This window comes from Streptomyces sp. NBC_00237 (genome assembly GCF_026342435.1).
Classification (GTDB): Bacteria; Actinomycetota; Actinomycetes; order Streptomycetales; family Streptomycetaceae; genus Streptomyces.
Map to the genome: position 1 here is coordinate 1 of NZ_JAPEMT010000002.1, position 23,168 is coordinate 23,168.

Annotated in this window: 22 protein-coding genes and 3 pseudogenes; 12 read left to right on the plus strand and 13 right to left on the minus strand. The window is 69.6% G+C overall.

All coding sequences use genetic code 11. From position 1 onward, the window contains the following. Positions 1–1,346: 1,346 nt before the first annotated feature. From OG897_RS14565 to OG897_RS14575, 3 genes are all read right to left on the minus strand, one after another. Positions 1,347–2,240 carry an ATP/GTP-binding protein gene (locus OG897_RS14565; protein ID WP_266656864.1) on the minus strand — a complete coding sequence of 298 codons (894 nt, stop codon included), beginning with the start codon at positions 2,238–2,240 and terminating at the stop codon, positions 1,347–1,349. Continuing rightward, the gene (locus tag OG897_RS14570; protein WP_266656866.1) at positions 2,234–2,812 is read right to left on the minus strand and encodes a hypothetical protein; all 579 of its coding nucleotides are present in this window, start codon (positions 2,810–2,812) and stop codon (positions 2,234–2,236) included. Before OG897_RS14570 ends, OG897_RS14565 begins: the two co-directional genes overlap by 7 nt. A 312-nt stretch (positions 2,813–3,124) precedes the next feature. After that, positions 3,125–3,310, minus strand: a complete 186-nt coding sequence (locus OG897_RS14575; RefSeq protein WP_266656868.1) for a hypothetical protein — start codon at positions 3,308–3,310, stop codon at positions 3,125–3,127. Positions 3,311–3,379: 69 nt separating this feature from the next. On the opposite strand from OG897_RS14575, the gene OG897_RS14580 reads away from it, so the two are divergent. Next, positions 3,380–3,787, plus strand: a complete 408-nt coding sequence (locus tag OG897_RS14580) for a hypothetical protein (RefSeq protein ID WP_266656870.1) — start codon at positions 3,380–3,382, stop codon at positions 3,785–3,787. Positions 3,788–3,860: 73 nt separating this feature from the next. On the opposite strand, the gene OG897_RS14585 is transcribed toward OG897_RS14580, so the two are convergent. The 4 genes from OG897_RS14585 to OG897_RS14600 all read right to left on the minus strand — a co-directional run bounded on the left by OG897_RS14585 (position 3,861) and on the right by OG897_RS14600 (position 8,858). Beyond that, positions 3,861–4,364, minus strand: a complete 504-nt coding sequence (locus OG897_RS14585) for a hypothetical protein (RefSeq protein WP_266656872.1) — start codon at positions 4,362–4,364, stop codon at positions 3,861–3,863. 1,487 nt (positions 4,365–5,851) lie between these two features. Beyond that, on the minus strand, positions 5,852–6,847 hold the full coding sequence (locus OG897_RS14590) for a hypothetical protein (RefSeq protein ID WP_266656875.1): 996 nt from the start codon (positions 6,845–6,847) through the stop codon (positions 5,852–5,854). Between the two features lie 184 nt (positions 6,848–7,031). After that, entirely contained in the window at positions 7,032–7,406 is a 375-nt protein-coding gene (locus OG897_RS14595) for a hypothetical protein (RefSeq protein ID WP_266656877.1), read from the minus strand. A gap of 210 nt (positions 7,407–7,616) precedes the next feature. Continuing rightward, positions 7,617–8,858 (minus strand): helix-turn-helix domain-containing protein, encoded by a 1,242-nt coding sequence (locus OG897_RS14600; RefSeq protein ID WP_266656879.1) that lies wholly within the window; start codon positions 8,856–8,858, stop codon positions 7,617–7,619. Positions 8,859–9,082: 224 nt separating this feature from the next. Between OG897_RS14600 and OG897_RS14605 the strand changes: the two genes are divergently transcribed. Then, positions 9,083–9,655, plus strand: a complete 573-nt coding sequence (locus OG897_RS14605; protein ID WP_266656881.1) for a hypothetical protein — start codon at positions 9,083–9,085, stop codon at positions 9,653–9,655. A gap of 107 nt (positions 9,656–9,762) precedes the next feature. Here OG897_RS14605 and OG897_RS14610 read toward each other — a convergent pair whose 3' ends face one another. Further along, a complete protein-coding gene (locus tag OG897_RS14610; RefSeq protein ID WP_266656883.1) occupies positions 9,763–10,554 on the minus strand; it encodes a hypothetical protein in 792 nt (263 codons plus the stop codon). A 143-nt stretch (positions 10,555–10,697) separates the two neighbouring features. After that, on the minus strand, positions 10,698–11,675 hold the full coding sequence (locus OG897_RS14615) for a YafY family protein (protein WP_266656885.1): 978 nt from the start codon (positions 11,673–11,675) through the stop codon (positions 10,698–10,700). A 114-nt stretch (positions 11,676–11,789) separates the two neighbouring features. Between OG897_RS14615 and OG897_RS14620 the strand changes: the two genes are divergently transcribed. The 3 genes from OG897_RS14620 to OG897_RS14630 all read left to right on the plus strand — a co-directional run bounded on the left by OG897_RS14620 (position 11,790) and on the right by OG897_RS14630 (position 13,024). Beyond that, entirely contained in the window at positions 11,790–12,089 is a 300-nt protein-coding gene (locus tag OG897_RS14620; RefSeq protein WP_266656887.1) for a hypothetical protein, read from the plus strand. A 119-nt stretch (positions 12,090–12,208) separates the two neighbouring features. Further along, the gene (locus tag OG897_RS14625) at positions 12,209–12,478 is read left to right on the plus strand and encodes a chaplin (protein WP_266660180.1); all 270 of its coding nucleotides are present in this window, start codon (positions 12,209–12,211) and stop codon (positions 12,476–12,478) included. Positions 12,479–12,799: 321 nt separating this feature from the next. Continuing rightward, positions 12,800–13,024: a hypothetical protein gene (locus OG897_RS14630; protein WP_266656889.1), complete on the plus strand. Its 225-nt coding sequence runs from the start codon at positions 12,800–12,802 to the stop codon at positions 13,022–13,024. Between the two features lie 177 nt (positions 13,025–13,201). Here the strand turns inward: OG897_RS14630 and OG897_RS14635 are convergent, their stop codons facing one another. Continuing rightward, complete coding sequence (locus OG897_RS14635; RefSeq protein WP_266656891.1) at positions 13,202–13,846, minus strand: fasciclin domain-containing protein; 645 nt, start codon at positions 13,844–13,846, stop codon at positions 13,202–13,204. A gap of 130 nt (positions 13,847–13,976) precedes the next feature. Then, on the minus strand, positions 13,977–15,581 hold the full coding sequence (locus OG897_RS14640; RefSeq protein ID WP_266656893.1) for a sulfite oxidase: 1,605 nt from the start codon (positions 15,579–15,581) through the stop codon (positions 13,977–13,979). 873 nt (positions 15,582–16,454) lie between these two features. Between OG897_RS14640 and OG897_RS14645 the strand changes: the two genes are divergently transcribed. The 6 genes and pseudogenes from OG897_RS14645 to OG897_RS14670 all read left to right on the plus strand — a co-directional run. After that, on the plus strand, positions 16,455–17,144 hold the full coding sequence (locus tag OG897_RS14645; protein ID WP_266660182.1) for a ferritin-like domain-containing protein: 690 nt from the start codon (positions 16,455–16,457) through the stop codon (positions 17,142–17,144). After that, positions 17,141–17,920 (plus strand): ferritin-like domain-containing protein, encoded by a 780-nt coding sequence (locus tag OG897_RS14650; protein WP_266656895.1) that lies wholly within the window; start codon positions 17,141–17,143, stop codon positions 17,918–17,920. Before OG897_RS14645 ends, OG897_RS14650 begins: the two co-directional genes overlap by 4 nt. A 413-nt stretch (positions 17,921–18,333) precedes the next feature. Beyond that, positions 18,334–18,802: pseudogene (locus tag OG897_RS14655) on the plus strand (pentapeptide repeat-containing protein); the annotation flags it as partial. Positions 18,803–19,080: 278 nt separating this feature from the next. Beyond that, positions 19,081–20,130, plus strand: a pseudogene (locus tag OG897_RS14660) (serine hydrolase domain-containing protein); the annotation flags it as partial. 121 nt (positions 20,131–20,251) lie between these two features. After that, complete coding sequence (locus OG897_RS14665; RefSeq protein ID WP_266656897.1) at positions 20,252–20,644, plus strand: hypothetical protein; 393 nt, start codon at positions 20,252–20,254, stop codon at positions 20,642–20,644. Between the two features lie 147 nt (positions 20,645–20,791). Next, positions 20,792–21,103 (plus strand): annotated as a pseudogene (locus OG897_RS14670) (transposase); the annotation flags it as partial. 248 nt (positions 21,104–21,351) lie between these two features. Here OG897_RS14670 and OG897_RS14675 read toward each other — a convergent pair. After that, entirely contained in the window at positions 21,352–21,495 is a 144-nt protein-coding gene (locus OG897_RS14675) for a hypothetical protein (RefSeq protein ID WP_266656898.1), read from the minus strand. A 247-nt stretch (positions 21,496–21,742) separates the two neighbouring features. On the opposite strand from OG897_RS14675, the gene OG897_RS14680 reads away from it, so the two are divergent. After that, a complete protein-coding gene (locus tag OG897_RS14680; RefSeq protein WP_266656900.1) occupies positions 21,743–21,940 on the plus strand; it encodes a hypothetical protein in 198 nt (65 codons plus the stop codon). On the opposite strand, the gene OG897_RS14685 is transcribed toward OG897_RS14680, so the two are convergent. Continuing rightward, on the minus strand, positions 21,891–23,129 hold the full coding sequence (locus tag OG897_RS14685; RefSeq protein WP_266656902.1) for an MFS transporter: 1,239 nt from the start codon (positions 23,127–23,129) through the stop codon (positions 21,891–21,893). The genes OG897_RS14680 and OG897_RS14685 overlap by 50 nt on opposite strands. Between the last annotated feature and the right edge of the window lie 39 nt (positions 23,130–23,168).

The following is a 23,168-nucleotide window of genomic DNA, read 5'->3' on the forward strand; positions in this document are numbered from 1 at the left end:
CCCGGCAAGCCGGGGCATAAAGCGACGAATTGCGCAAGCGCAATTCTAATTCCGGCGCAAGCGCCGGAATGGAATTCCGTAAACGGAATTCCGAACGGAATACAATTCGCGCAAGCGCGAATTGGCGTGACCGCGCAAGCGCGGTCACTGGGGCTGGCTACGGGAGGAGGTGCATCGTGTGCGGGCCTGTGTAGGGTCTGGGATTCCCAGCCACCACCCCCGCAACGAGAGTGACGGACTGTCGGCTTGATCAGGCGCTGGCCTCACCGTGGTGACGGGCTCCGCTGCGCTCCACCCTGCCCCCCTCCTCCCCCTGGGACCGTCCGGTCGAGCCCACCAGCAGACCGCACCTGCGGGACGGAATCTGATGCCGCGCCACTCACAGGAGCGGACGCACCCCAGGGGTGGTGCATCACGTGTTCTGACTGTGTAGCGTCTGGGTTCGGGCAGCACCACCCCGGACCGCCCTGAAAGCTCCCGGGAGAGTCCAGCCGAAGGCTTGCACCCCCGAACTCATTCCCTCGCTCTTGCCTGAAAGCAAGCCACGAAAGAAGGGCCGCAACTCCCGAGCAAACACCCTGGGAATGCGACCCGAATTCACAGACCAGAGTTCAGTGTTTCCCCGCGAGCGCATTCATGCGGCAGCCTCAGTAACGGTGGTCAGAAGCTTTTTCTCCAGCGGAGAAGCGGGACGGTTTCTCGTGCCTGTGCAACGCCCGGGAGCCCGCCCTGGGACAGGGCACGAGCCCGGCAGGTGTGCAGCGCGCGGTGTGGCCGCCGTCTCCGGGCCGCTCCGGTCCGCGCCGGGCCTCGGTCCGGCGCAGTGATATCCCTTCCCGCCCCGAGCCCCCCGAGCGGTCTCCTGTCGTGCTGCCCCGCCCCTTTTCCCAGGGGTAGCAGGACAGGAGGGCGTGAGGGGGGTTGTCTGGGTTCTGTGAGGTACCAACCATGGGGCCTGACCAGCGCAAACGTTCCGGGTGTCTGGATGGTGGCGCAAGGGATGGGGCAAGGGGTGAAGCAAGGGATGGGGCAAGGGGTGGGGCAAGGGTCACAATGCCGTGCGCGGCCGCCAGGCCGCCATCTCGGGCCGCGCCGGGCCCCGGTCCGGCGCAGCGACACCCCGTCCCGCCCCGAACCCCCCGAGCGGTCGCCGCGTCTGCCCTGGCCCTACTTTTCCGGGGTCAGGGCAGGCGCGGGGGCGTGAGGGGGGTTGTCTGAGTTCTGAGAGGGCTCACCAAGGGCACTGACCTGCATTGATGGTTGCGCGTGGGCAAAGGGGGGTCAGGTGCTTGGTCAGGGGGTCAGTCAGGTGCTTGGTCAGGGGCTTAGTCAGGGTGTTGGTCAGGTCAGGTGCCCGGGGGGACACCGACTGTCTGGATCTCCTGTACCAGTGCCGTCCAGGCCGTGGCCCGCGTCTCGGTGAACGTGCCGGTCTCGCCGGTGCCTCCGACGACCTGCCAGTCGACTGTCCACGTCGAGGTGGCGGTGCCCTTGTACGGCTGGCCGAGCGGGCGGGCCAGCTTGGTGTACCGGTGCCCGCAGTCCGGTGACATCTGCTTGCCCCGGTCCTTCGTGTACGGGGTGCCGGGGCCCGGGCAGACGACGACCGCACCGTCGCCCATCGCCCACGCGACCGAGGTGACGGTAGCGGTCGCGGTCACGGTGACACCGCCCGCCGTCGCCGTCGCGGTGGTGGGCCCGAACGTCGACTCGGACGGGGTGGCCCACATCCACGTGGGCATGCCGATGACGTACGTCCCGCCAGGGCGGGGGCTGGCGATCTTCGGGCCGTCCAGGCGGACCTTGTCCACGGCCTGGCGGGCGACGGCCTCCGGGTCGATGGCCTGTCCGGCGGGTGCCGCGCCGTCGGCGATCCAGACCGGGCGGGAGGTCTGGGTGTCGTCGCACTCCGCCACGAACATGCCGCCCTTGTCCGCTGGTGAGTGGCCGCCCCACAGCGGACTGCCCGCCGGGGGCGGAGGGTCCATCTTCGTGTACCGGCAGACGGGCTTGTCCGGCTTGCCGCCCCGCTGTTTCGCCGACGAAACACCCGAGCCCGGCGTGCTGGCCGGGCCCGGCGACGAGGCGGGGTCGTCCGCGCAGACGCGGACGAACACCGCGCTGGAGCCGACGCAGCCGGGGTCGATGCCGTCCGCCGAGGCAGGCAAGGCGGTGATGGTGACGCCCGCCAGGACCACGGCCAGGAGCAGCGGCGCCCCTGCCGTGCGGGCGCTCAGCACGTCCCGCCCGCCTGGGGGTCGAGGGCGGTGACCATCCATCGGCCGTCCCAGCGTTCCATCGAGGCCGAGGCCAGGTAGCGCAGCGGCGGCGCCGAGGGCAGCGGGATCGGCTTGCGTGCCTTCACGTCGTACGTCTCGTACTTCGACAGGTCGATGCAGTCGGACAGCGTGGCGGTGGGGATCTTCGCCCGCATGTTCAGGGCGGTCACCGTCGGGGTGTGCCCGGCCCCGCCGCGCACGACGGTTCCTGCGGATTTCATCCGTCGCAGGTCGATGCGCATCGTGCCCAGCGCCTGCGTTGTCGCGTGCTTCTCCAGGCCGGTGCCCGCAGGGTTGGCCTTGGGGTACGCGGCGGTCTGCGCGGCAGTCATCGCCCGGTACGCGGCCAGTGCCGCCGCCCGGTGCGCCGCGTCCGGGTCGGCCGCTGACACCGCCGGGGCGGGCACGGCCGGAACCGTCTCTGTGGGGGCCGCCGAGGGCTTGCCGTCGTCGTCGGGTGCCCCGCATCCGGTGAGCGGCAGGACGGGTGCGAGCGCCCCTTCTGGCGTCGTACACGGTGCCGTCGTGCCCATGTGCCAGCCGCCCGCGGGTGATCGCCTGCGCGGTCGATCACCGTAGCGCTGCGCAGCCGGGCCATCACTGATCACTCACACGGCGCTCGCACCCCGACGTGGTGAGTGATCATCTGGGCCCGTGGTGAGTGATCGTCCGGGCCCGTGGTGAAGAACCGCGCGTACTCACCACGGGCCAACCAAGGAACCAACCACGGCTCACCACGGGCCAACCACAGAACCAACCATGGCTCACCACGGCAGGTCAGCGGCCTGCGGGTGCGGGTGTCCGTCCTGCCCCCGAGGCGGTACGGACACCCTGCTCCGGGGGCGTCATGAGCGTCGGCGGGCGGCCGCCACGGCCACGCCGCAGCCGGTGAGGACGACCGTGATCACGGCGGCCGCCGCCATGATCGGGGTATGGGCGGTGAGATGCCGCCAGCACAGATAGCCAGTAAGGCCGCCGAGAAGCAGAAGCAGCAGGACCAAGCCGCCGAGGACGACGAGCGCCAGCTTCATCTAGCCCCCCTAGACGTCTTCGTCTAGGGGGGCTAGAGTTCTCATCTCGTCCCGAGGAAGGTGCGGAGTATGGACTTGCCCAAGATCGTGGCCCATCGTGCTGACGGAGGGTGGATGCTCGAAATGCATGGACTCGCCCCCGCCTACGTTCGCCGGCTGAGCGAGGCAGCCGAGTGTGGACGTGCCCTCATGAAGGCCGCAGACGTACCCGGGGTCGAGCACGGCGTGCAACTCAAGGTCGACCTCGGTGACGAGCTCAACCGACGCGTCGAGGCTTCAACCCAGGCAACTGTTGACGCTCACAAGGCCCAACTTCAAGCAGCAGCGGAGCTTCGACGAACAGCGTCAGCTCTCAAGAATCAGGACTTGACCGGCCGGGACATCGCCCACATCTTGGGCGTCTCGCCCCAACGGGTATCCCAACTACTTACCCAGCCCGCGACCGGAGGTTCAAGCACAAGCTGCGACCGCGTTTGAGATCTGGCCAGCCCAGGTTGTGCCGACGCGTTCGGTGTGCTCACTGTTGACAGATGCCTCGGCAGGTTGCCAATCAACTGAAGCCGAGTTCGGTGAAGGCACAACCCCCGCGTTCGGCATAGGGCAATGCCTGCCGGGATACGAGCCTCGGGGCCTGCCGGAAGTACTGATGGAAGCCCGAGGCCCTGAATTTCAAGTCAAACGCATGGCCTTCGATGTGCCAGAGCGGGCAGTGTGCAAAGTTCGGACGGACATCATTCATCACCAGCCGGTGCACCCTGTCGACCTCCAAGTCCACGGCAAGACCCTTGAAGTCGAGGTCGCCCTCAAGGTCGAAGACATCTTCGAAGACGAGTGTCGCCGGAGAGACCCAGAACGAAAAGTGTGTTGCGGGCCGGACTGGGTGGACCCAGCGGACGATGTAGTCAAGGTCGAGGAAAAGACGCGGCAGGACGTCGTTGGTCGGCTGGACGGACAAGCCGTGGATGGTGGCGTCATGCCACCCCATGTCTTCGAAATCTGCGTCGCTCCAGGTGCTCTTGGAGAGACCTGATTCCTCGTGGCTGCCATTGCCCATGTCCGAATCCAACCAGACACCTAGACGGAAGCACTCACAGGCCAGACTTGGACGAGAGTTGACGGGGCCCTGGGTGTGAAAATGGCTGGCCTCGAGTGAGTCGTGAAACGTCCTTCCCGTCACGGCATTTCACAGAGAACCCGCAGGCCAGAGGTGAAACAGGTGGGTGCGTTTCACCCTGCGCTTCAGTCCTTGCGGTGCCGCGCTTCCTCCATCGCCCGACGGCGGGGCTCGTTCCGAAGTCTTGGAGCGAGCCCCGCCGTGGTTAGTTCCATGGTTGGTTCCCCGCCGGAGGTAACCATGACCGTCGCGGTCGGGCACGGTGCCGGTCTCCGGGGCGAGGTGGTGGCGTAGCCGTTCGGCCGGGACGAGGAGGCGGGCGATGTCACCCGTGAGGGCGGCGAGCGCGCCGAGAAGGGGGGGCGGCGAGGACCGGCATGTGGCCCAGGGAGGACGGGGGCGCCGTCATGAGGTTTCCAACGATGCCCCCGCTTTTGCCGTCGGCGTCACGAGCCGAGCGTCTGGCCCTGTGGGGTCCGCGCCGTCCCCGAGGCAGCACTTGTGCAGTAGTCAGGGGGCTGGGGGCGTGTCCTGGAAGAGGCGGACCAGCGCCTTGGTACCGGCTGCGGCGAGGGCCGGGCCATAGCGGAGAGCGAGGATGGAGACGGCGACGATGGTGAGAACGACGATGAGGGTTTCAGCGGGCAGGTAGGCGCTGACACCAGGCGGCTGGGTGTCATACCGAGGCCCGCTGGGGCCAGCCTGCGGTGCGGGAGCAGCGGGCGAGGGAGCAGCCGGGGCGGGGACTGCGATCTGCGGGGCAGGTACCGCAGGCTCGACGAGAGCTGCGGCGGGGAAGGCAGGCGCAGCGAGGGCGAGTAGCGCTGCCGAGACGGTGGTGGCAATGAGGTGTCGGGCCCGCGTTGCGGGGCGGTCGCTGCCGTTCGGGTGACCTGTGCGGGTGCCACCTCGTCACCCGGCTCCTCTCGGGCACCAAGCAGACCGCGCGCGTGAACAGCGGTACCGCGTTCGGCACTGGGCACACGGGACTCGCGGCCATGCCCGGCTGGCCAGTGGCCGTGGTGAGTGGCCAGTGGCCATGGTGAGCAACGGCCACCGGTCATGGTGAGCGGTCACCGCACCACGACCACCACCGGCCATGTGTGGCTCACCATGACCCGTGGCCACCAGGAGTCGCAGGGAACTGGCCGCGCCAGAATCGCCACGCGCGGCCGGTCAGGGCGGTGGCCAGTGGCCGCCCGGAGGCCAGCACCGTGCACCCGCCACGGATTCGGAGACGGGCCGCTTCGCGGTCTACGACGATCGTGTTCTGTCCCACCGGCCCGCTTCCGTGACTCACCACGGAACCCACCAGGAACCCACCACGTACCTCACCATGGTCCTGAACAGGAGATTCGTGTCCTGCTCACCCTCTCCGGGAGGCGGACACATCACCGGAACTCCGGCCTCGCGACGGTGGCCACCGATCATGGTGAGCGACGGCCAACCGCCGTGGTGAGTGATCGCTGGCCATGGTGAGTGATCATCCGTGGCCGTGGTGAGCCATCGCTGGCCACTGGCCACCGGTCCCTCACCACGGCCAATGGCCAGCCCTTTGTCCGTCTCGGTACGTAAGGCGGTGGCTCAGAGGCCCGCTCCGGCCGTCGGCCTGTCCAGGGTGGGGCGACCGGAGCGGGTGCCTGAGGGGCTGCTCCTCGGACTCGTCCGGGACAGCCACGGTCATCGGGCGAGCCTCGGGAGCAGGGGAGGGCGGCCCACGATTCCAGGCAGGCGGCGAGCGTGCGGGCCTGCTCCTCGGTGACCGAGCCCAGTTGCAGGCAGTTGGATCCGGTGTGCTCGCACGCCGGTTCCGCCTTCACCGCGACGGGCACTTTGGCCGTCCCGCGGAAGCGGCTCGACAGGATGTCCGCGAGGTCCTCCAGAGCCCCAGGGCCCATGACGGCCATCCCGTCCGAGGCTGTTCCCGCACCACCCAACGCCCGGTACAGGAAAGCGACGTCTACCGGGGTCGCCGTTCCGACCATGATCCGCCCGCCCTTGATGTACGGGACCACTTGGGTGCCGACGGCGTGGAGCGCGAGCCGCAGGCGGCGTGCGGCGGCGCGTTGCGGGGGCAGACCGGCGACAATCCACCGGGCCAGGGCCTGGGCGTCCTCGGGGTCCTCCAGGTGCACGAGCAGGGTGCTCAACTCGGCGTCGTGGATCTCAACCGTGCACTGCACACCGTCGTTGGCCAGCGCTGCCGACAGTGCGTCAGCCCGCTCCTGCACGGTTCCCGGACCTCCCGGTAGGGGGCCGGTCTCCTCGTTCGAGTGGTGCAGGTTGATGAACAAGGAGATGGCCGCGTCCGGTGCGGGGGCGACGGTGATCGCGTCAAGGCCGGCGTCACGCTGAGCCCAGGTCAGTTCGTCGGTAGCGACGCGGATCGCAACGTCGCGGGTGGGGGTGATGGCGTCGCTCACCGGGAAGCCTGGGCGGTCGCAGGGCGGTGGCACGTGCAGGCGCAGCACAGCACCTCGACCGGCCGCTCGAACGGCAGCTGTCCGGGAAGCCGGATCTCCCGGCGGGACCCGGCGCACATCCGGTGCTCGGCACTCCGGCATTCCGGCGACCTGTATGACTGCGCGGACTCCCGCATCGGCACGCTCACGATGTCTCCCCGGCCAGCCGGGCGGCCCCGACCGCCAGCATCTGGCCCACGGCCACCAGGTTGCAGAGGCGCCCGGGGGTGGCCGGGGCGACAGTCCAGTGCAGTCCGGGCGGGGCGAGTTGGTCGACGCGTGGGACGGCGAGCCAGCCGGTGCCGCGGTACGTGCCCGCTTGGGGCGGCCATGAGGCGATGCCGCCCGTGGGCACGAGTGCGTAGATCCACTTCGCGCCGTCCTGGATCACCGGGCCGCCGAACAGCACCGGCAGAATGCGGGCCATCGCTTCCCGGTTGTCCCTACCGAGCGCGGCCCGCACGACCGAGGCGGGGATACGGACCGCATCGAAGCTGACACCGAGCGGCAACAACGCCACCGCCCGCTCCGCCCACCCCCGATGGGGCGCCTGCGGATCATCATGCGCGCCAGCAAACCAATCAGCGACGGACGAAGTCACAGTTCTGCCAGTCACGGAAGCCCCCGGTCTGGTCGGGTTTATGTGTCTGCCGACCGTAGGACCGAGGGCTCCGGGTGACGGGTATACCCCATACCCCCACGAGGAGAGGTACAGAATGTACCCACGCGGTTATGCGGGGATCTTCAACTCCCTTGCCAGGTAGTGGATATCGTCGCGGAGCATCGCGGGACCAGAGACCACCAGCTCGGTCACCGTGCTCCTGGTGAAGATGTTGAACCGCGAGGTCTCAGGTGACGTCTGGTAAGCCTTCTTGAGGAGGTGAACGACCGCCATGTCCTCCCCCTCCATCCGGTACGCGCGAGCCGACTCCGTCATGTGGAAGCTGCGGCGGGTGGCTGACGGCATCGGTGCGAGATCGATCGTTGTCGCCACGTCCACCGCCTGGCCAGGCTTAGACAGATCCGTGTGGATGGTCAGCCGATACGCGTCGACCATCCCATTGCCGAAAATCAAGTAGGGGTGGGTGTACTCCGGCCCAAGCTTCTTCGCAGCCCGGTCCGCCTTGTCCCAGTGCCGCCACGCATCGCCGTCACGGCCAACCTTTGCGTACGAGAGAGCGGCGGCGAGATGCAGCAGGCCATGGCGGGCAATGTCCTCTGCATTCCCGGTGGTTGTCCGGATCAGAGCGTCGGCTTTCATCGCCAGGTCCACGCGGGCCTCGGACGCTTCGCCCGCGTCTCGGAAGACGTGGTTCATGTACCAGGCGGCAACGGCGATCGCCCGGGGGCTGTCCGCGTCCTGAGCCGCGCTCATCGCCCGATCTCCGGTGAGCATCACCAGGTCCGGGGCTGGCTGGAAGCTCAAGTAGAGCTGGGTGAGGTGGTAGGTCTCGGCGAGCGCGACCAGGACGCGGCGCCGCTCGGTGCCGTCATAGGCGCGGGCCGCATGCTGTAGATCCTCCAGCAGTCCCGGGACCAGGTCCGCGATACGCGACCTGTGGTCACCGTTGCCGTGCCACAAGTCCCATGCCTGCCGCACCCGTGCCGCAAGCTCGGCAGCCGACTGCGGCTCTTGTCCGGAGTCGCGGAAGTTGTACGTCGTGAGAGCGTTCCGGATCCGTGGGAGTCCTGGGTGCACACCCTTGGTGAACGTCGAAGCGGCGAGGCGCTCCTCACCTGTCAGCTCGGCGAGGTCGTCCACTCCGATCGCTTCGGCGAGGCGGAGGAGAAGAGGCAAGCGGGGCATATGCAGGCGATCGGTCTCGATTGCCTTCACCCATTCAGTCGAGCGGCCCATGAAGCCAGCCACCAGGGCGCGCGTCTTCCCCTGTCGCTCCCTTGCGCGCTTCACGCGCTTACCGAAGGTGGAAGGCAGGGCGTTGTCCGTCGTGTTGTCGTTCGGATCGGGCATACTGAAGCTCCGTTCTGACCTAGACACTCAGAACGCTACTCCCCTTATCTGGTGGGGAGATGACGAAATCGCCCCCTCCCGCCCGAAGGCAGAAGGGGGCGAAGTCATCTGGATGCGGATCCTCTGGAAGGGTGATCAGTTACTCGGTGCCGCAGGAAGCAGTGCTCGCGCCGCTTCGGCGATCTTGACTGCCTGAGCGGCTGGAGGACCATGACAATGGTCGGATGCGGTCGCTCAAGCTCACCGAGGATGAATATGAGAGAACTGTCGAAAGTCTGCGCGGTACGCGCCTTGTAGGCGTGACGTACTACCCGCTGAGCTGCGGCGACGAGGCCACCGACGTCGAGGAGTGGGACTTCGATGTGTGGCATCAGGCCACGATGGGCGTCGGGCTGCTCGCCGAGAACGGCGTTCACTACTCGGCGGTGTGGGGCAGCAGTTTCGACCACCATGGCCTGGAGATCTTCCGGGAGCCGATGTCCAGCCACTTGACCATGATCGGGCCGCCCGATGGGGTGACGGCCGTAGCGGTAAATCGGCATCGCGCATGGTCAGGACTCATCGGGGTTCCGCTCGTGGGTGCCGAGATCCTCTGGTCCGAAGGTGACCACGGCTTCCGGCTGCCGGTCGCTGTGCAGCTTCGTGCCCCTGCTGCCACGGTGTGGATTGTCGCGGGCCGTCCGGCGCACTGTCCGCCGGACGGGATCTTCGATCTCGGAACCGACGACGTGATGACCGTCTTCACACACGAGTTCGCTGCCGCCGCCGGCCTCCCGCTGGGTGGTGGAGAAGACTGACGGCAAGCAGCATTACGCGTGGGGTCGGTGCCCTTCGGTACCAGTAGTGCCCGGGACAAGTTCAGCGGGGAAGACCCTGATTGCTGTGTGGCGGCACGACGGTCCTTCTACCGTGGCGGAGAGAAGGTGGGACGCCAGCCATAGTGTCTTTGCCGGACGAGTTGCAGGCGCGGGAGGCCGCGGTTCGCCAGCAAGCGGCGGAGCTCCTTGAGGTCGGTGCGGCGTACGCCGAGGCGGATGGCCGCCTGTTCGGGTCCGAGGCAGAGGTGGCGGTCGAGGAGCTGGGCCAGGTCGCGGCGGCGGGCGAGGACGGCGACCTGGTCGGGGTGGATGTCGGGGGCGTCGGTGGCCGTGCCGAGGACGGTCAGGAGGCCGGCGCGGGCGAGGTCGCCGATCTGGCGGGACGTCACCGCCGGGCGCAGGGCCGGGAGCGGGGTGCCGAGGGCGGCGGTGAGCCGGTCGGCGGCGGTGGAGGCGCCGACCGGGCCGCGCAGTGCGGCGCGGACGGCTTCCGCGTCGACGCTCTCGACCGCCGTCCGCGTCCAGAGGCCGGGGCCTGCGTCGGCGGCGGGGACCTGCCCGGTGTGGGCGGCCCACCGGAAGGCGGCTACCGGTACCCGGAGCCGTCCGGCGGCCTGTCGGCCACCCTCAGGGGCCTGGTGGAGTGCCCGGCGGCCGCGACTGCCCGCTCCCCCACACGTGCGGGCCGCCCCCCCTTCCCAGCCGGCCGCCGAAGGATCGTCGAGGACATCCGACGCCTCCTCCAGACCCGCCCGGCGCAGCGCCTCCTCGAGGCCGTCGTCGTTGTAGACCCGCCCGAGATCAACGGTGACACCGCCCTGCTGGACGGTGACCCGGCGGGCATCGCCGGTCAGCCGGTGCACGGTGATCACGCTCATGCACCCAGCCTGAACCGCGTCCCTCACTCCCGTACTCCGGCGCCCGCCAGCGGGCTTCACGCAGGCAGGTAAACGACCTTCACCAGGTCGAGAAAAGGTCCCTCAGTGACGTGGTCGGCGCGGCGCGTCCCCTTGACCACTGACTATGGCCCGTACAGAGCAGCCGTCGAGGCGAGGGTCTCGATCATTCGCCGGCGTACTTCGTCGGGGGCGAGCACCTCGGCATCTGGTCCGAGCTGCAGAGCCTTGGTCACTGCGTCGTCCGTGGACTCGGTCGGGATCGTCACGTGAGTCCATCCTTGCGGGTCGTGAGTCGGCAGGGTCGCGTCGACAATGGTGGTGCCGAGTAGTTCGGCCAGACGTTCACAACCGGCTGGCGAGAGGCGGAGCGTCATCGCATCCCGCATCAGATCAGCCTCGTACCGGGCCGTAGCGTCCTTCCAGAACGCGGCCAGGTCGAACCCTTCTGGCCAGTCGAACGGCCCGGGGAGGGTCATGACCCGGCGGATCCGCCCCACTCTGTACGTGCGGGGAGAACCGCCGTCGTCAGGCCGCGCGACGAGATACCAGGCGCCGGCCTTGCAGACCATTCCCAGGGGCTGCACCGTGCGCTCCACATCACGGGACGGGGGTGGCGCCCACCGCCGGTACCGGATCGCGATCGGCGTGCTCTGCCAGACTGCGGCGGCGATCACTTTCAAGTGTGTCGCGGACTCGGTCTCGCGGAACCATGCCACGGCGTCGAGGTGGAAGCGCTGGCGGATCCGCCCGGCGCGGTCCGCCGCCTCAGGCGGGAGCGCGGCGAGAAGCTTCAGTTCCGTGGCGGCCAGGGCGGCACCGAGCCCCAACTCGGCGGCCGGCCCAGGGAGGCCGACCAGGGCCAGCGTGTCGGCCTCACTGTCGGTCAGTCCCGTCAACCGGGTCTGCCAGCCATCGACGAGGGCATATCCGCCACGAGGCCCGTCCACCACGTATACCGGCACTCCGGCGTCAGACAGAGCACCAACATCGCGGTAGACGGTGCGCGCCGAGATCCCCAACGCCAGCGCGAGAGCGGTGGCGTTCATCGGACCTCGGCTCTGCAGCAGCAAGAGCAGATGAAGCAGTCGGGATGCGCGCACGCGCCACAACATATCCCTCGTGGTGTGACAGCACCTGTCAGGGGTGGCCCTGCATGCTCTGGCTGCCGGGTCGGCCACAGGAGCTGACACGGTTCTTCGGATAAGGAACCCAAGATGAAGACGAAGCAACTGGGCTCGGCCCTCGCCGGACTGGTGCTCACTGCTGCGGGAATCGCGTTCACCGCGACTCCCGCAGCCGCGGCCACGTCCCACTGCGGCGTACTGCAGGCCCGTGGAAGCCAGGGCTCGATCGGGTGGTACGACGTCAACAACCGCTGCATCAGCGGCACGAACGTGCGCGTGATATTCGACAACGGGCCTGACTCGGCCTGCACATACATCGCCGGAGGTTCCACCCACAGGTTCGTCAACGCCACGTGGTGGTCCACGTACAACCGAATCGATTCCTGCTGACCCAGGTCAAAACTCTGGGAGCGCGGGCACCGCAGCGGCCAACCCTGCGGTACCCGCGCTGGCAGACACGAAAATCCACTCCCCAACACCAGGCGGTTCAGTATGTGGCCGTCGCAGTCATGGCCGGAGCCGCACTGTTCGCGGGGGCGGCCGCGGCGGACGCCGACGTCCGGGCCACCGTCGTCGGTTCGCCCGGCGTCCTCTCCGGCAATCCCGTCGAGGCGCCGGTCCATGTCCCCGTCAACGCCTGCGGAAACACGGGCAGCGTCATCGGCCAGCTCAACCCGTCCTTCGGCAAACCTGTTACGACGGCTGGCACGGCAACCGGCACCAGGAGAGCCGGAACCCCTCCACCTGGAGCCACAGCAGTTGGAAGCGGCAGTCCATGAACGGAATGCAGCACATGAACACCGACTGGTAGAGAGGCGAAGCGGGCGGGCGGCAGCAACCACCCTCGCCCGCTCACGCCCCGTCGGGCCGGGCGCTCGTCACGGACGTGGTGACGGGTCGGCCCAAGATTCATCGAGTGAAGTCAGGCTGCCACCAACAGCCATGACGCCCCATCAGGACCGGGACGGCTCTGGCGACGACCGCAGACTTCCTGCTGAGCCGATCACTTCCAGGCGGCGGTGATCCACATGCAGCGGGCCCCCAGGAGGTCTAGCGTGGAGGAGGACTCGGGGTCTCGGGATCACGTACAGGGGCTCACCATGCGGAAGATCCTCGCGAAAAGTGTCCTGGCAGCCGCGTGCGCTGCCGCCGTCATCGTTCCCACAGCCGGCGCGGCGAGCGCGGCAGCACCTGCCGCAAGCGTGCACACCGTCGTTCAGGACGACCACTGGTACCACCACGACGGCTGGTGGGACGACGGCTACTACTACGGCGGCGGCATCAGCGTAGGACTGGGCCTCGGGCTCGGTATCGGGCTCCTCTGACCCCACTCACGCACGTACGACGTCACGGCGTGCGGGAAAGCGTGGCAGGCACGGGGGCGGACGTCTGACGACGCCCGCCCCCTCTTCGTACCGGCGAACTCTCATCCGTGTGCGGGCCTCCGCAGGCGGGCTTCCGCACGCGGATCGGGGGTCGGCCCTCGGGACGGCCTGTCGGAACTACTTGGGCATGAGGACCGTGTCGACGATGTAGACCGTGGCGTTGGCGGTGGGGACGTTGCCGCAGACCACGGACGAGGTGTCGTTGACCTTGTAGGACTCGCCCGAGCCCGCGGTGGTCAGGGTGGACTTCTGGAGTGTCGGGTAGGTGCCCGTCTCCAGCTGCTTCGGGGTCAGCTTCTGGCCGACCACGTGGTAGGTGAGGATGCTGGTGAGCTTGGCCTTGTCGGCGAGGACGGCGTCCAGGTCGGCCTTGGGCAGCTTGGCGAAGGCGTCGTTGGTGGGGGCGAACACGGTGATGTTCTCGGCGTTGTTGAGGGTGTCGACCAGGCCCGCCTTCTTCACGGCGGTGACCAGGGTGGACAGGGCCGGGTTGTTCGACGCGGCGGTGGCCACCGGGTCCTTGGCCATGCCGTCGAAGCTGCCCGCGCCCTCCTTGGGGACGCCCGCGCAGCCCGGACCGAACGGGCCGCTCATCGCGGTGTCGGCGGCAGCCGACGACGGGGCGGCGGGCTCGGACGCGGCGGACGAGGACCCGGTGTCCTTCTTGTCCTTGTCCGTGTCACCGCAGGCGGTCAGCGCGAGGGGAAGGACGGCGGCGACGGACACGGCGACGGCGGCACGACGGAAACGACGGGCATTCATGATGGCTGCTCCTGTATGGGTGTGAGGGTTGTGTTGCTGTGGGGGTTCGGGTGCATCGGTGGGAGGGGAGGCCGGTGTGGGGGCGGCCTGATGGGCGAATGCCGGAGGTTGAGGTTCACGAAGGCTTCTCTCATGCGACGGTCAGCACCACGGAGTGCCAGCCGGTCGCGCCGTTGGGGACGGTTTTGACGCGTTCCTCGGTCTGGGTGGCGCCGGTGCGGTCGGTGGCCCGGACGGTGAGGGTGTGACCGCCGGGAGTGGCCTTCCAGGGGAGTGACCACTGGCGCCAGGTGTCCGTGGTGTCCTCGGCCGCGAGGTCGGCGCGCTGCCACGGCCCGTCGTCGACACGTACCTCGACCTTGTCGATCCCGCGGTGCTGCGCCCAGGCCACCCCGGCGACCGTCACCGTGCCGGCCTTCGGCGTGGCGAAGGGCTTGGGGGTGTCGATGCGCGACTGGGTCTTGATGGGTGCGCGTTGCGACCAGGAGCGCTTCACCCAGTACGGGTCGTAGTCGGCGAAGGTGGTCAGCTCGATGTCCTGGATCCACTTGCACGCCGAGACGTAGCCGTAGAGGCCGGGCACCACCATGCGTACGGGGAACCCGTGGTCGAAGGGCAGCGGCTCACCGTTCATGCCGAGGGCGAGCAGCGCGTCGCGGCCGTCCATGAGGTCCTCGACCGGGCTGCCGATCGTCATGCCGTCCACCGAACGGGCCACCAGCTGGTCGGCGGGGCCGCCGCGCGAGGGCGGCTTCACCCCGGCTTCCTTGAGGAGTGCGGCCAAAGGGACGCCGATCCAGCGGGCGTTTCCCGCGTACGGGCCGCCCACCTCGTTGGACACACAGGTCAAGGTGATGTGACGTTCGACCAGGGGGCGGTCGAGCAGGTCCTGATAGGTGAGGGTGAGGGGCCGGGCGACGCCCTTGCCGTGGATCGTCAGCTTCCATGCGGTGGGGTCCACCTTCGGCACCACCAGTGCCGTGTCGACCCGGTAGAAGTCCTTGTTGGGCGTGACGAACGGGCTGATCCCGGGGGTGTGCAGGGCCGCGCCCGCGGGGATCGGGCGGGCCTTCGAGACCGGGCGGGGCAGGTCCACCTTTGACCTCGAAGCGGTGGCTCCTGCTCCCTGGGAGGCGTTGAGCGACCGTCCCAGAAACCCCGCCCCCGCCGAGGCGACGGCCGCGGCACCGGCCGCGATCACGAACCCGCGGCGGTCCCAGCCGACCGGCTCGCCGACGGTGTCGCCCCGCGTGTCACCTCCCGCCGGAGCGGAGGTGGGCGCCGGTCGGGTGAGCCGTCCGCTCAGGTAGTACAGGATGCCTGCCGCGCAGAACGCCCCCACCACTGACGGCAGTGCGTCGGTGGGTCCGGTGGAATCGGGGCGGCCGGTCGCGGCGAGCGCGCCCACCCCACCGAACAGCAGGACTCCTGCGGCACCGGTACGGCGGAACCGGAGTGCCAGCACACCGATCGCGATCGAGAACAGCGCCAGCACGGCGAGGATGCCCAGTTGGAGAACCAGCTTGTCGTTGGTGCCGAACTGGCGGATCGCCCAGTCCTTGACCGCGACGGGCGTTCGGTCGATCGCCGCTCCCCCGACCGCGATCACCGGCCCGGCCTCGGGGCGCACCAGCGCCGCCGTCAGCTCGGCGACCGCCAGCGCCGCGAAGCCGGCCAGCAGCCCGGAGAGGGCGGCGAGCGGCACACGTACGCCTTTGCTCAGGATCTTGGTCACGTGGGTACTTCGGAGCGGAGCGCTCAGCGGATGGGCCGTTCTTCGGATCCGTTGGAAAATTCTGCGCGGTCGCCGCAAGGGCCCTGCTCCCGGAGGACGGTTGCGCCGTATGTGCGAGTCGTGGTGGCAGGGCAATCCGGATCGACGTTCGTAGCGAATCTCCTCCGTGCGAACGGAGTTGTCGGCACACGTGCTACCTCGACGTCTCCCGCCTCGACGTCTCCCGCCTCGCCGTTCTGCTCCTTCTTGCCTCCCTCCCCCTTCGTCAGCCTCCCCATCGGAGATGCCATGCCTCCTGACGTCACGCCTCCCTTCGTCGGCGCCCACGCACTACAGGTGTTGCCTCACGCGGACTGGCCCGAATTGGTGGAGCACAGCCGCGGCTGCGCGTCGTGCGTCGTGGAACTGTGCCAACTGACCACGCCCGAGACCCGGTGGGGGGACGGCCCCGACCAGTCCGTCCCCGGATGGCTGAAGCAAGCCGTACTGGAGCAGATCGTCGATGTCCTGCAAACGCCTCCGGGGCCCCCGGGCGAGCGGCCCGGCCCGCCGTCCGTCGAGGGCGAGGAACCTAGCGGTGGAGCCGCGGAGCAGGAAGCCGCCCCGCAGGCACCGCGTACGGGACGCAACTGGCGCGCCTGGGCCGCCGCCCTTCGTCGGCCGTCGGGCAGGCACGGATGTCCCTGACCGAGGGGCGCGGCGACTCCTGCCCGCCTCCGTCTCCCCGGCGGCCGACCGGGCAGGGTCGAGGGCCGCCGACCACGGAGCCGTTCGGGTGGTGTCCGGCGCAACGGCCAAACCTTCGCGCCCGGCGCCGCGAACCCCGCTCAGATCGTCCGCATCGGTGCGGGCGCGAGAAAGAGGTGGGGCGTGATGGGCGTACAGCGCATCGACACCCGGTTGTTGAATCAACTGGGCGAACAGTCACAGGACTTGAACAGCGATGCCATGCGGCTGACGCACGGGTCGCTGGCGGAGATGGACCGGCCGGTCTCCCGGAACGACATCAGGGCTCTGCAGACCGCCGCTTCCCTGGAGAACCTGGCCGTCAGCGTGTACCGGACAGCCGCCGGGCTGCCGTTCATCAGGAACGGCAACAAAACCGTCGCGGCCTTCATCGCCACCACGATCACCCAGCATTCGGCCCACGCCCGTGCCTTCAACGCCGCAGCCGTCAACGCGGGCGGCGCCGCCCAGCTGTCGGTCAACCCGAAGTACGCGGCCGTGGTGAAGAAGGCGCTGCCCGGCATCAAGGGGCCGGCCGACGTGGTCGCGCTCGCGGTCACGCTGGAGGACGTCGCCACCCAGACGTACGTCAAGAACATCGGCGAGGTCCGCAACGTGCAGCTGCGCAAGCTGTTCGCGAGCGTGGCCCCCGTCGAGGCGCAGCACCGGGCGACCCTGTTGGCCGTGCAGGCGCTTCTGGGTGCGGGTCGCCCCGAGCTGATCGCCCTGCCGACCGACGTCGGCGCGCTGCCGGCCGCGGCCGGTTCGGTCGCCTTCCCCCACGCGTTCTACCCGAGCAAGAACGCCTCCCCGGTCACCGAAGGAGCCGTCAAGTGAACACCCGCCGCCAAGACGTGGACCTGCACATCAGCGAGCGAGACCTGCTGCGGTTGACCGCGGACATGGAGGAGGCCCATCAGTCGACGCTGCCCGCGCTGCACGCGGGCGCCGAGGAACTGGTCGACGAGGTACGGGCGGCCGACGTGCGGCGCCGGGGGTTCCTCGTCGGGCTCGGGGCGTCCGCGGCGGCGGCGTTCGTGCTGACCGGGCGTACCGGTTCGGCTTCGGCGTACGCGGCCGAGGTGTCCGGGCCGGTCAAGCCGAGTCCGTACACCGGCGACCTGTTGGTCGTGGCGCTCGCGGTGGCTCTGGAGAACCAGGCCGTCTGCGCCTACGGAGCCGCGCTCAAGGCCGCCACGGCGGGACGTCTCGGCAAGGTGCCGCCCGCCGTGGCGACCTTCGCGGTGACCGCGATGAACCAGCACGCCGCCCACGCCAAGGCATGGAACGCGGTCCTGACCGGCTCAGGACGACCTGCGATCAAAGGTGTCCCGCTGTCCAACCAGGCCGCCACGCTCAAGGCGATCGGCGCGGTAGACAGCGTCGCGGGCGTCGCCCGCCTCGCCCTCTCCCTGGAGGAAGGGGCCGCCCAGACCTACAGCTTCGCCACCACCCATGTCAGCAGCCCCGCGGGCATCAGGACCGCCGCCGCCATCGCGCCGGTCGAGGCCCAGCACGCGGCGATCCTGCACTTCGTGCTCGGCGAATACCCGGTGCAGGACACCTTCCTGCCCCTGGACAAGGCCGCGAGCCCCGCGCTGCTGACCGTCTGACGCGTGCCGGGTGCCCGGTGCGGTCAGGCCCGTGGCGGGCGCCCGGTGGCGGCTGATCCGTACCGGGCGCCCAGTACGTCCGAACGTTGCCGGTCAGGAGACCCCTGCCACCCAGGCCGCCGGGTCCGGGTCGACACCGGTCAGGTCCACCGACGCCTCCCACAGCGCCAGGGCGGTCACCATGTCGCGGGCGCGGGCGCGGGCCGAGCGTGCTGCCGGCGCGGGTGCGCCGCAGGTCTCGGCCAGGCTTACCGGGGCCGTAGTGCTCGCCGCCCGGCGCCGAAGGATCAGTGGCGGCGCGCAGCACCGGGAGCGCGCCGGCCGACGCGGGCTGGGTGTACGGCTGGGAGACCAGCCACCGTGCCCCGGACCTGTGCAACCACGGCTGCCCACGTCTTCCCTTCTTCCCTGGCATGACAGCCACGCCGAAGCCGGAATTCGCCCCGGAAGAGCGGGAGTTGCGGCTGTGGAAGGTGGGCCGGGTTCTCGGTCTCTCCTTCACGGCCGCCGTCGTGGTCGTGGGTGGCCTCTTCTTCGGGCTGATGGTGCTGCTCAAGCTCGACTTCCGTACCGTCACCGCCGCCAAGCTCGACGCGAAGGCGCTCTTCGACCTGGTGAAGCTCTCCTTCGGCGTGGTCGCCGGGGCCGGGGCCCTGGTCGCCCTGGTCGTCGCCTACCGCCGCCAGCGCGTGGACGAGGCCGGAGCGCACCGCGAGGCCATTCGCCTGCACACCGAACGCTTCTCCACCGCCGTCGACAAACTCGGCTCCGACTCCCCCGCCGTACGCCTCGGCGGGGTTCACGCCCTGGCGGGCCTGGCGGACGACGCCCCCCACCCACGACCTGCGCCAGACCTGCGTCGACGTCCTGTGCGCCCACCTCTCCCAACCCCGGCGAGCTCCCCGCCGATCCCCCGCCGTCCGACGAGCTACGTGCTGGCCACAGCCGCTCCGGCGCTCGCCACGGCCCCGCCCGCCAGCCCCGGGGCCCGGGATACCTCCGCCGCTCCCGCACCCGCGCACGACGCCACCCCGGCAGGCGCTGCACAAGCTGCTGCGGGCCGGTTCACCGGGGGCGCTGGTTGTCACCGAGGACGTTCGGGGCACCCGGCACGCCGCGGCGGGGACGGGCAAGCGACGGGCAAGCGGGGAGCGCGGGTCGCGCCTGCGCCCACGCACCGTTTCCGGGCGGGCAGCATCGCTAAGATGTTCACCGCGACGGCGCTGGTCCAGCTGGCCGCCGAGGGGCGGCTCGGCCTCGACGACACGGTGGAACGCTGGCTGCCGAGCCTGGTGCGCGGCAACGGCAATGACGGCCGCGCCATCACGCCGCGTCACTTGCTGAACCACGCCAGCGGGTTGTCCGACTACACCTCGGACCCCGCTTTTGTCGGCTCCCACCTGAGTGGCGAGAACTTTCTGCGTCACCGCTTCGACCGTTTCACCCCGTGACAACTCGTCGCGAAGGCGCTCGCCCACTGTCCTCACCACTCCCCAGGGGCGGGCTGGCACTACTCCAACACCAGCTGCGCGCTGGCCGGACTCGTGATCGAGAAAGCATCGGGGCTCACCTACACAGAGCAGACCCGCCGCACCATTCTCGCCCCTTTGGGCCTGGAGCGCACCACCGTCCCGCTCAACGGTCAGCTCTCCTACGGGCTCGGCCTGCTCGCCCGTAAGCTGCCCTGCGGCAAGACCGTCTGGGGGCACGGAGGACACATCCAGGGCTACCTCTCCTACACGGCTGCGACCGGCGACGGCAGACACCGCACCACGGTCGTCATCAACTCCGACTGGCCCGACCCGGCCCGACCAGGCCCGACTGGACGACGTAATCGACGCCGAATTCTGCCCGGCCTCATAACGGCCGGACCGGTCACACCTGCCCGTGCGAGGAGTTCGCTGACGCTTTCCGGGAGTGGCTGGCGCGGGTTCCGCGGAGTACGGGCCACCGCCCGCAAGCGCCAGACACGGGCACCGCGAGGTAGTTCTTCGACTGCTCGGCGACCCGGTGGTCGCGGGTGCCGTCCACTCCACGCGCGGCAAGTACTTCCGCCAGAGCAGGCACACCGCTTGGACGTGGGACCGACACGGCGCCCAGCTCCAGGACGGCGTGCCCGCCGCCGGTACCTGTGCCGTCAGCACGAAGAACGTCGTCGGCCAGAAAGGGGGCTCCATGTGGGCGAAAGCCAGATGAGCGCGGACGCATAACCAGCGGTGAACGCTGGGCACCAGGAACAAGGACTTGCTTTCGCGCATTCCGCCCCGGCATGGAAGCATGACCCGCAAGGGGAGAACTTGATTCCGCTCTTGGCCCTTGGAGGCTCCGCACATGCGCTATTCCCCGCCCCCTCTGCTCACGTCCGCGCTCGTCCTCGTGGCCGCCGCATGCGCCCTCACCGCATCCCCCGCCGCGGCCAGCACCACCGCCGCCGCTTCGTGCGGGACCACTGCGGACAACTACGCGGGCCGCGCCTACGCGAACAGCCAGACCGAGATCACCTTCCGCGCCGACGGCACGGTCGGGTACGTGAAACTCGGCGTCTCCCGCGAAGGTTCCTACACCGCAGACGCGACCTCTCTGCGCATTCGCCTCGACGCCACGGGCGCAGAACCCGATGTCGAGCTGGTGTCACAGAACGTCGCGTGCGCTGAGGGGGAGATGGAGCCCCAGCTCATCGCTTTCTCGGACGACGTGGACGGCACCTTCAAGGACCTTCCCTGACCCCAGGAACCCCAGCCCGGGCGGCAGTCCGCAGAGGACCGTCGATCTCGCTAGACCTCCGTTCGGGCGGGCGTCCGCGTCTCACCGGTCTCGGCCTGGGCGAGCTCCCGGCCGGAGCGCATGGGACGGAGAGGATGCCACGGTCGCTACCTGCGCAGATGCGACCTGGAGCACGCATTCTGCCTATTCGAGCAGTCTCTGTGCTGGGCCCGCCCCCGCCTTCGCGACCCGAAGGCCGCGGACCGGTGGACCTGGCTCGTCGTCGCAGCCCACAGCCAGCTCCGCCTCGCACTCCCACTGGCAGCCCACCAGCGCAAGCCCTGGGAAAAGACCATCCGCCCCGGCACCGCACTCAGCCCGACCCGGGTGCGGCGATGGTTCAGGAACATCCGCCCTCGCCTCGGCAGTCCGGCCCCCGCGCCCAAGCCAGCCCGACCTGGTCCCGGTAGACCGCCTGGACTCCCCCGTACCGGGGCCGGGGTGGTGTCGACGTCGGCGGCCGGTTCTGCCGGAGTGGGGGTCGAGGCCGGAGCAGCGGGCGCCGACTGACAGTCTGCGCGTAGCCGTCGATCCGGTGGCCGGCCAAATTGCCGCACAGCACGCACAGTTCGGGCGCCGCCAAGACCTCGACATCGTCCGCCCTTCGGGGAGGGCCGCCTGCTCGGTGACGGACGACAGCAGCGAGTCGATCGCGTTGAAGCTGTCGGTCATCGGACAACTCCCTTCTTCTCCCTGGCCCCTGGCCGTACGCCGCCGTCGACGGACAGCGCCTCACGCGCCTTCGTCGGCCCGTCGAGCAGGGCCAGGGGGTGGACACCGTAGTGGGCGGCCAGCGCGTCGATGTCGTCCAACTGCCAGGAAGTAGCGCCGGTTTGGCGGCGCGATAGCTGCGTCCGGGGCAGGTCGAGTACTTCCGCGGCCTTTCGCTGCGAGTCCTCCGCGCGGGATCGCCGACAGGTGTCAACGGGATTGCCGACGGGCGTCCATCGGTCGTTGACCGCTATGGGGGAGACTCTTTTCCGTTCCACTCCGAACCGTCACGGCCCTCACGGAATCTTCCCTGCCCCGAGCATCGATCTCTGAGAACGGACGCACGCCATGAAGCAGTCATCCATGTCCCCGTTCCCGCCCAAGGCCGCGCTGGCGGTCATCGGTGGCGCGGTCGCCTCACTGGTCTTCCTCGCCCCGTTGGCCGGGCTCTCCCCCGAGCACCCGGAGCTCCCGGCATCGGGCGGCCCCGGGGTCGTCAGGGCCGACGGCCCGTCCGACCCCGACGAGTGGAGCAGCCAGGGCTGAGCAGGCAGGCGGTGACCAGGAGCAGTGCCGCGACGAAGAACGGGGTGCGCAGGCCGTAGCCGTGGGCGAGGAGGCCCGAGCCCGCGGCGCCGAGGGCGGCGGCACTGCCCGTGACCATCTGGTAAGCCGTGTTCACCCGGCCCATGAGCTCGATGGGCACCAGTTCCTGGCGCTGCGAGACGGCCGTGACGTTCCACGCCACGTTGGCCGCGCCGTAGCCGATGATGGCGAGGCCCGCGGTCAGGGCCGAGGCCGCGCTCCCCAGAGCTGTCACGCACAGCGCGGCGGCCGCCGTGGTGAGTCTGAGCAGTGTCGCGGTGCTGAAGCGGGCGTACAGGCGCGGTGTGGCACTGGCTCCGGCCACCCCGCCGATCGCGGACGCGCCCAGGAGAAGGGCGAACCCCGTGCCGTCCAGGCCCAGTTCGACCTCGGCGAAGAGCACCAGGACGGCGATCACCGCCCCGCCGACGAGGTTGCCGATCCCGGCCACCAGGCAGAGCCTGCGCAACAGCCGGTGCCGCCAGAGCCAGCGGACCCCTGCCACGGTGTCCCGGCGCAGGGACGCCAGGGTGCCGGGGAGTACTTCGGTACGGGGTCTGAAGTCGCCGCGCAGCGGCAGGAGGAGCACCGCGGAGAGCGCGAACGAGATGGCGTCCACGACGAACGGGAGCGCCGCCGTGAGGCCGAACAGCACCGCGCCCAGCGGTGTGCCGACCAGGGTGTTGCTGATCAGGACACCGGACTGGAGCCGGGCGTTGGCGCGGGGGCGTGCTTCGTCGGGCACCAGCACGGGCAGTACGCCGACGAACGCGCCGCCCGCCAGTGTCTGTCCGCAGCCCAGTACGAAGGCCACGACGATCAGCAGAGGGACCGTCGCGGCCTGGGCCGCGACCACGATCGCGAGGACGGCGACCACCAGGGCGCGGACCGCGTCGACGGTCCACAGGATCCGGCGGCGGTCGTAGCGGTCGGCCAGCGCGCCGGAGAGCAGTCCGAGCAGCAGCCACGGCAGCTGTCCTGCCAGTGCCACCGCCGCGATCTTCCGAGGGTCGTCGGTGAGCTGGGCCGCGAGCAGCGGCAGGGCCACCAGGCGCAGTCCGTCACCGAGGCCGGAGACGACGACCGAGGCCCACAGCTGGTGGAATCCCTTTCCCAGGCGGGTGGTTCTGGTGGTCCCGGTGGTGGGCATGACGGGGTGTCCTCGATCGCGGCGGGGTTACGCGGGGGC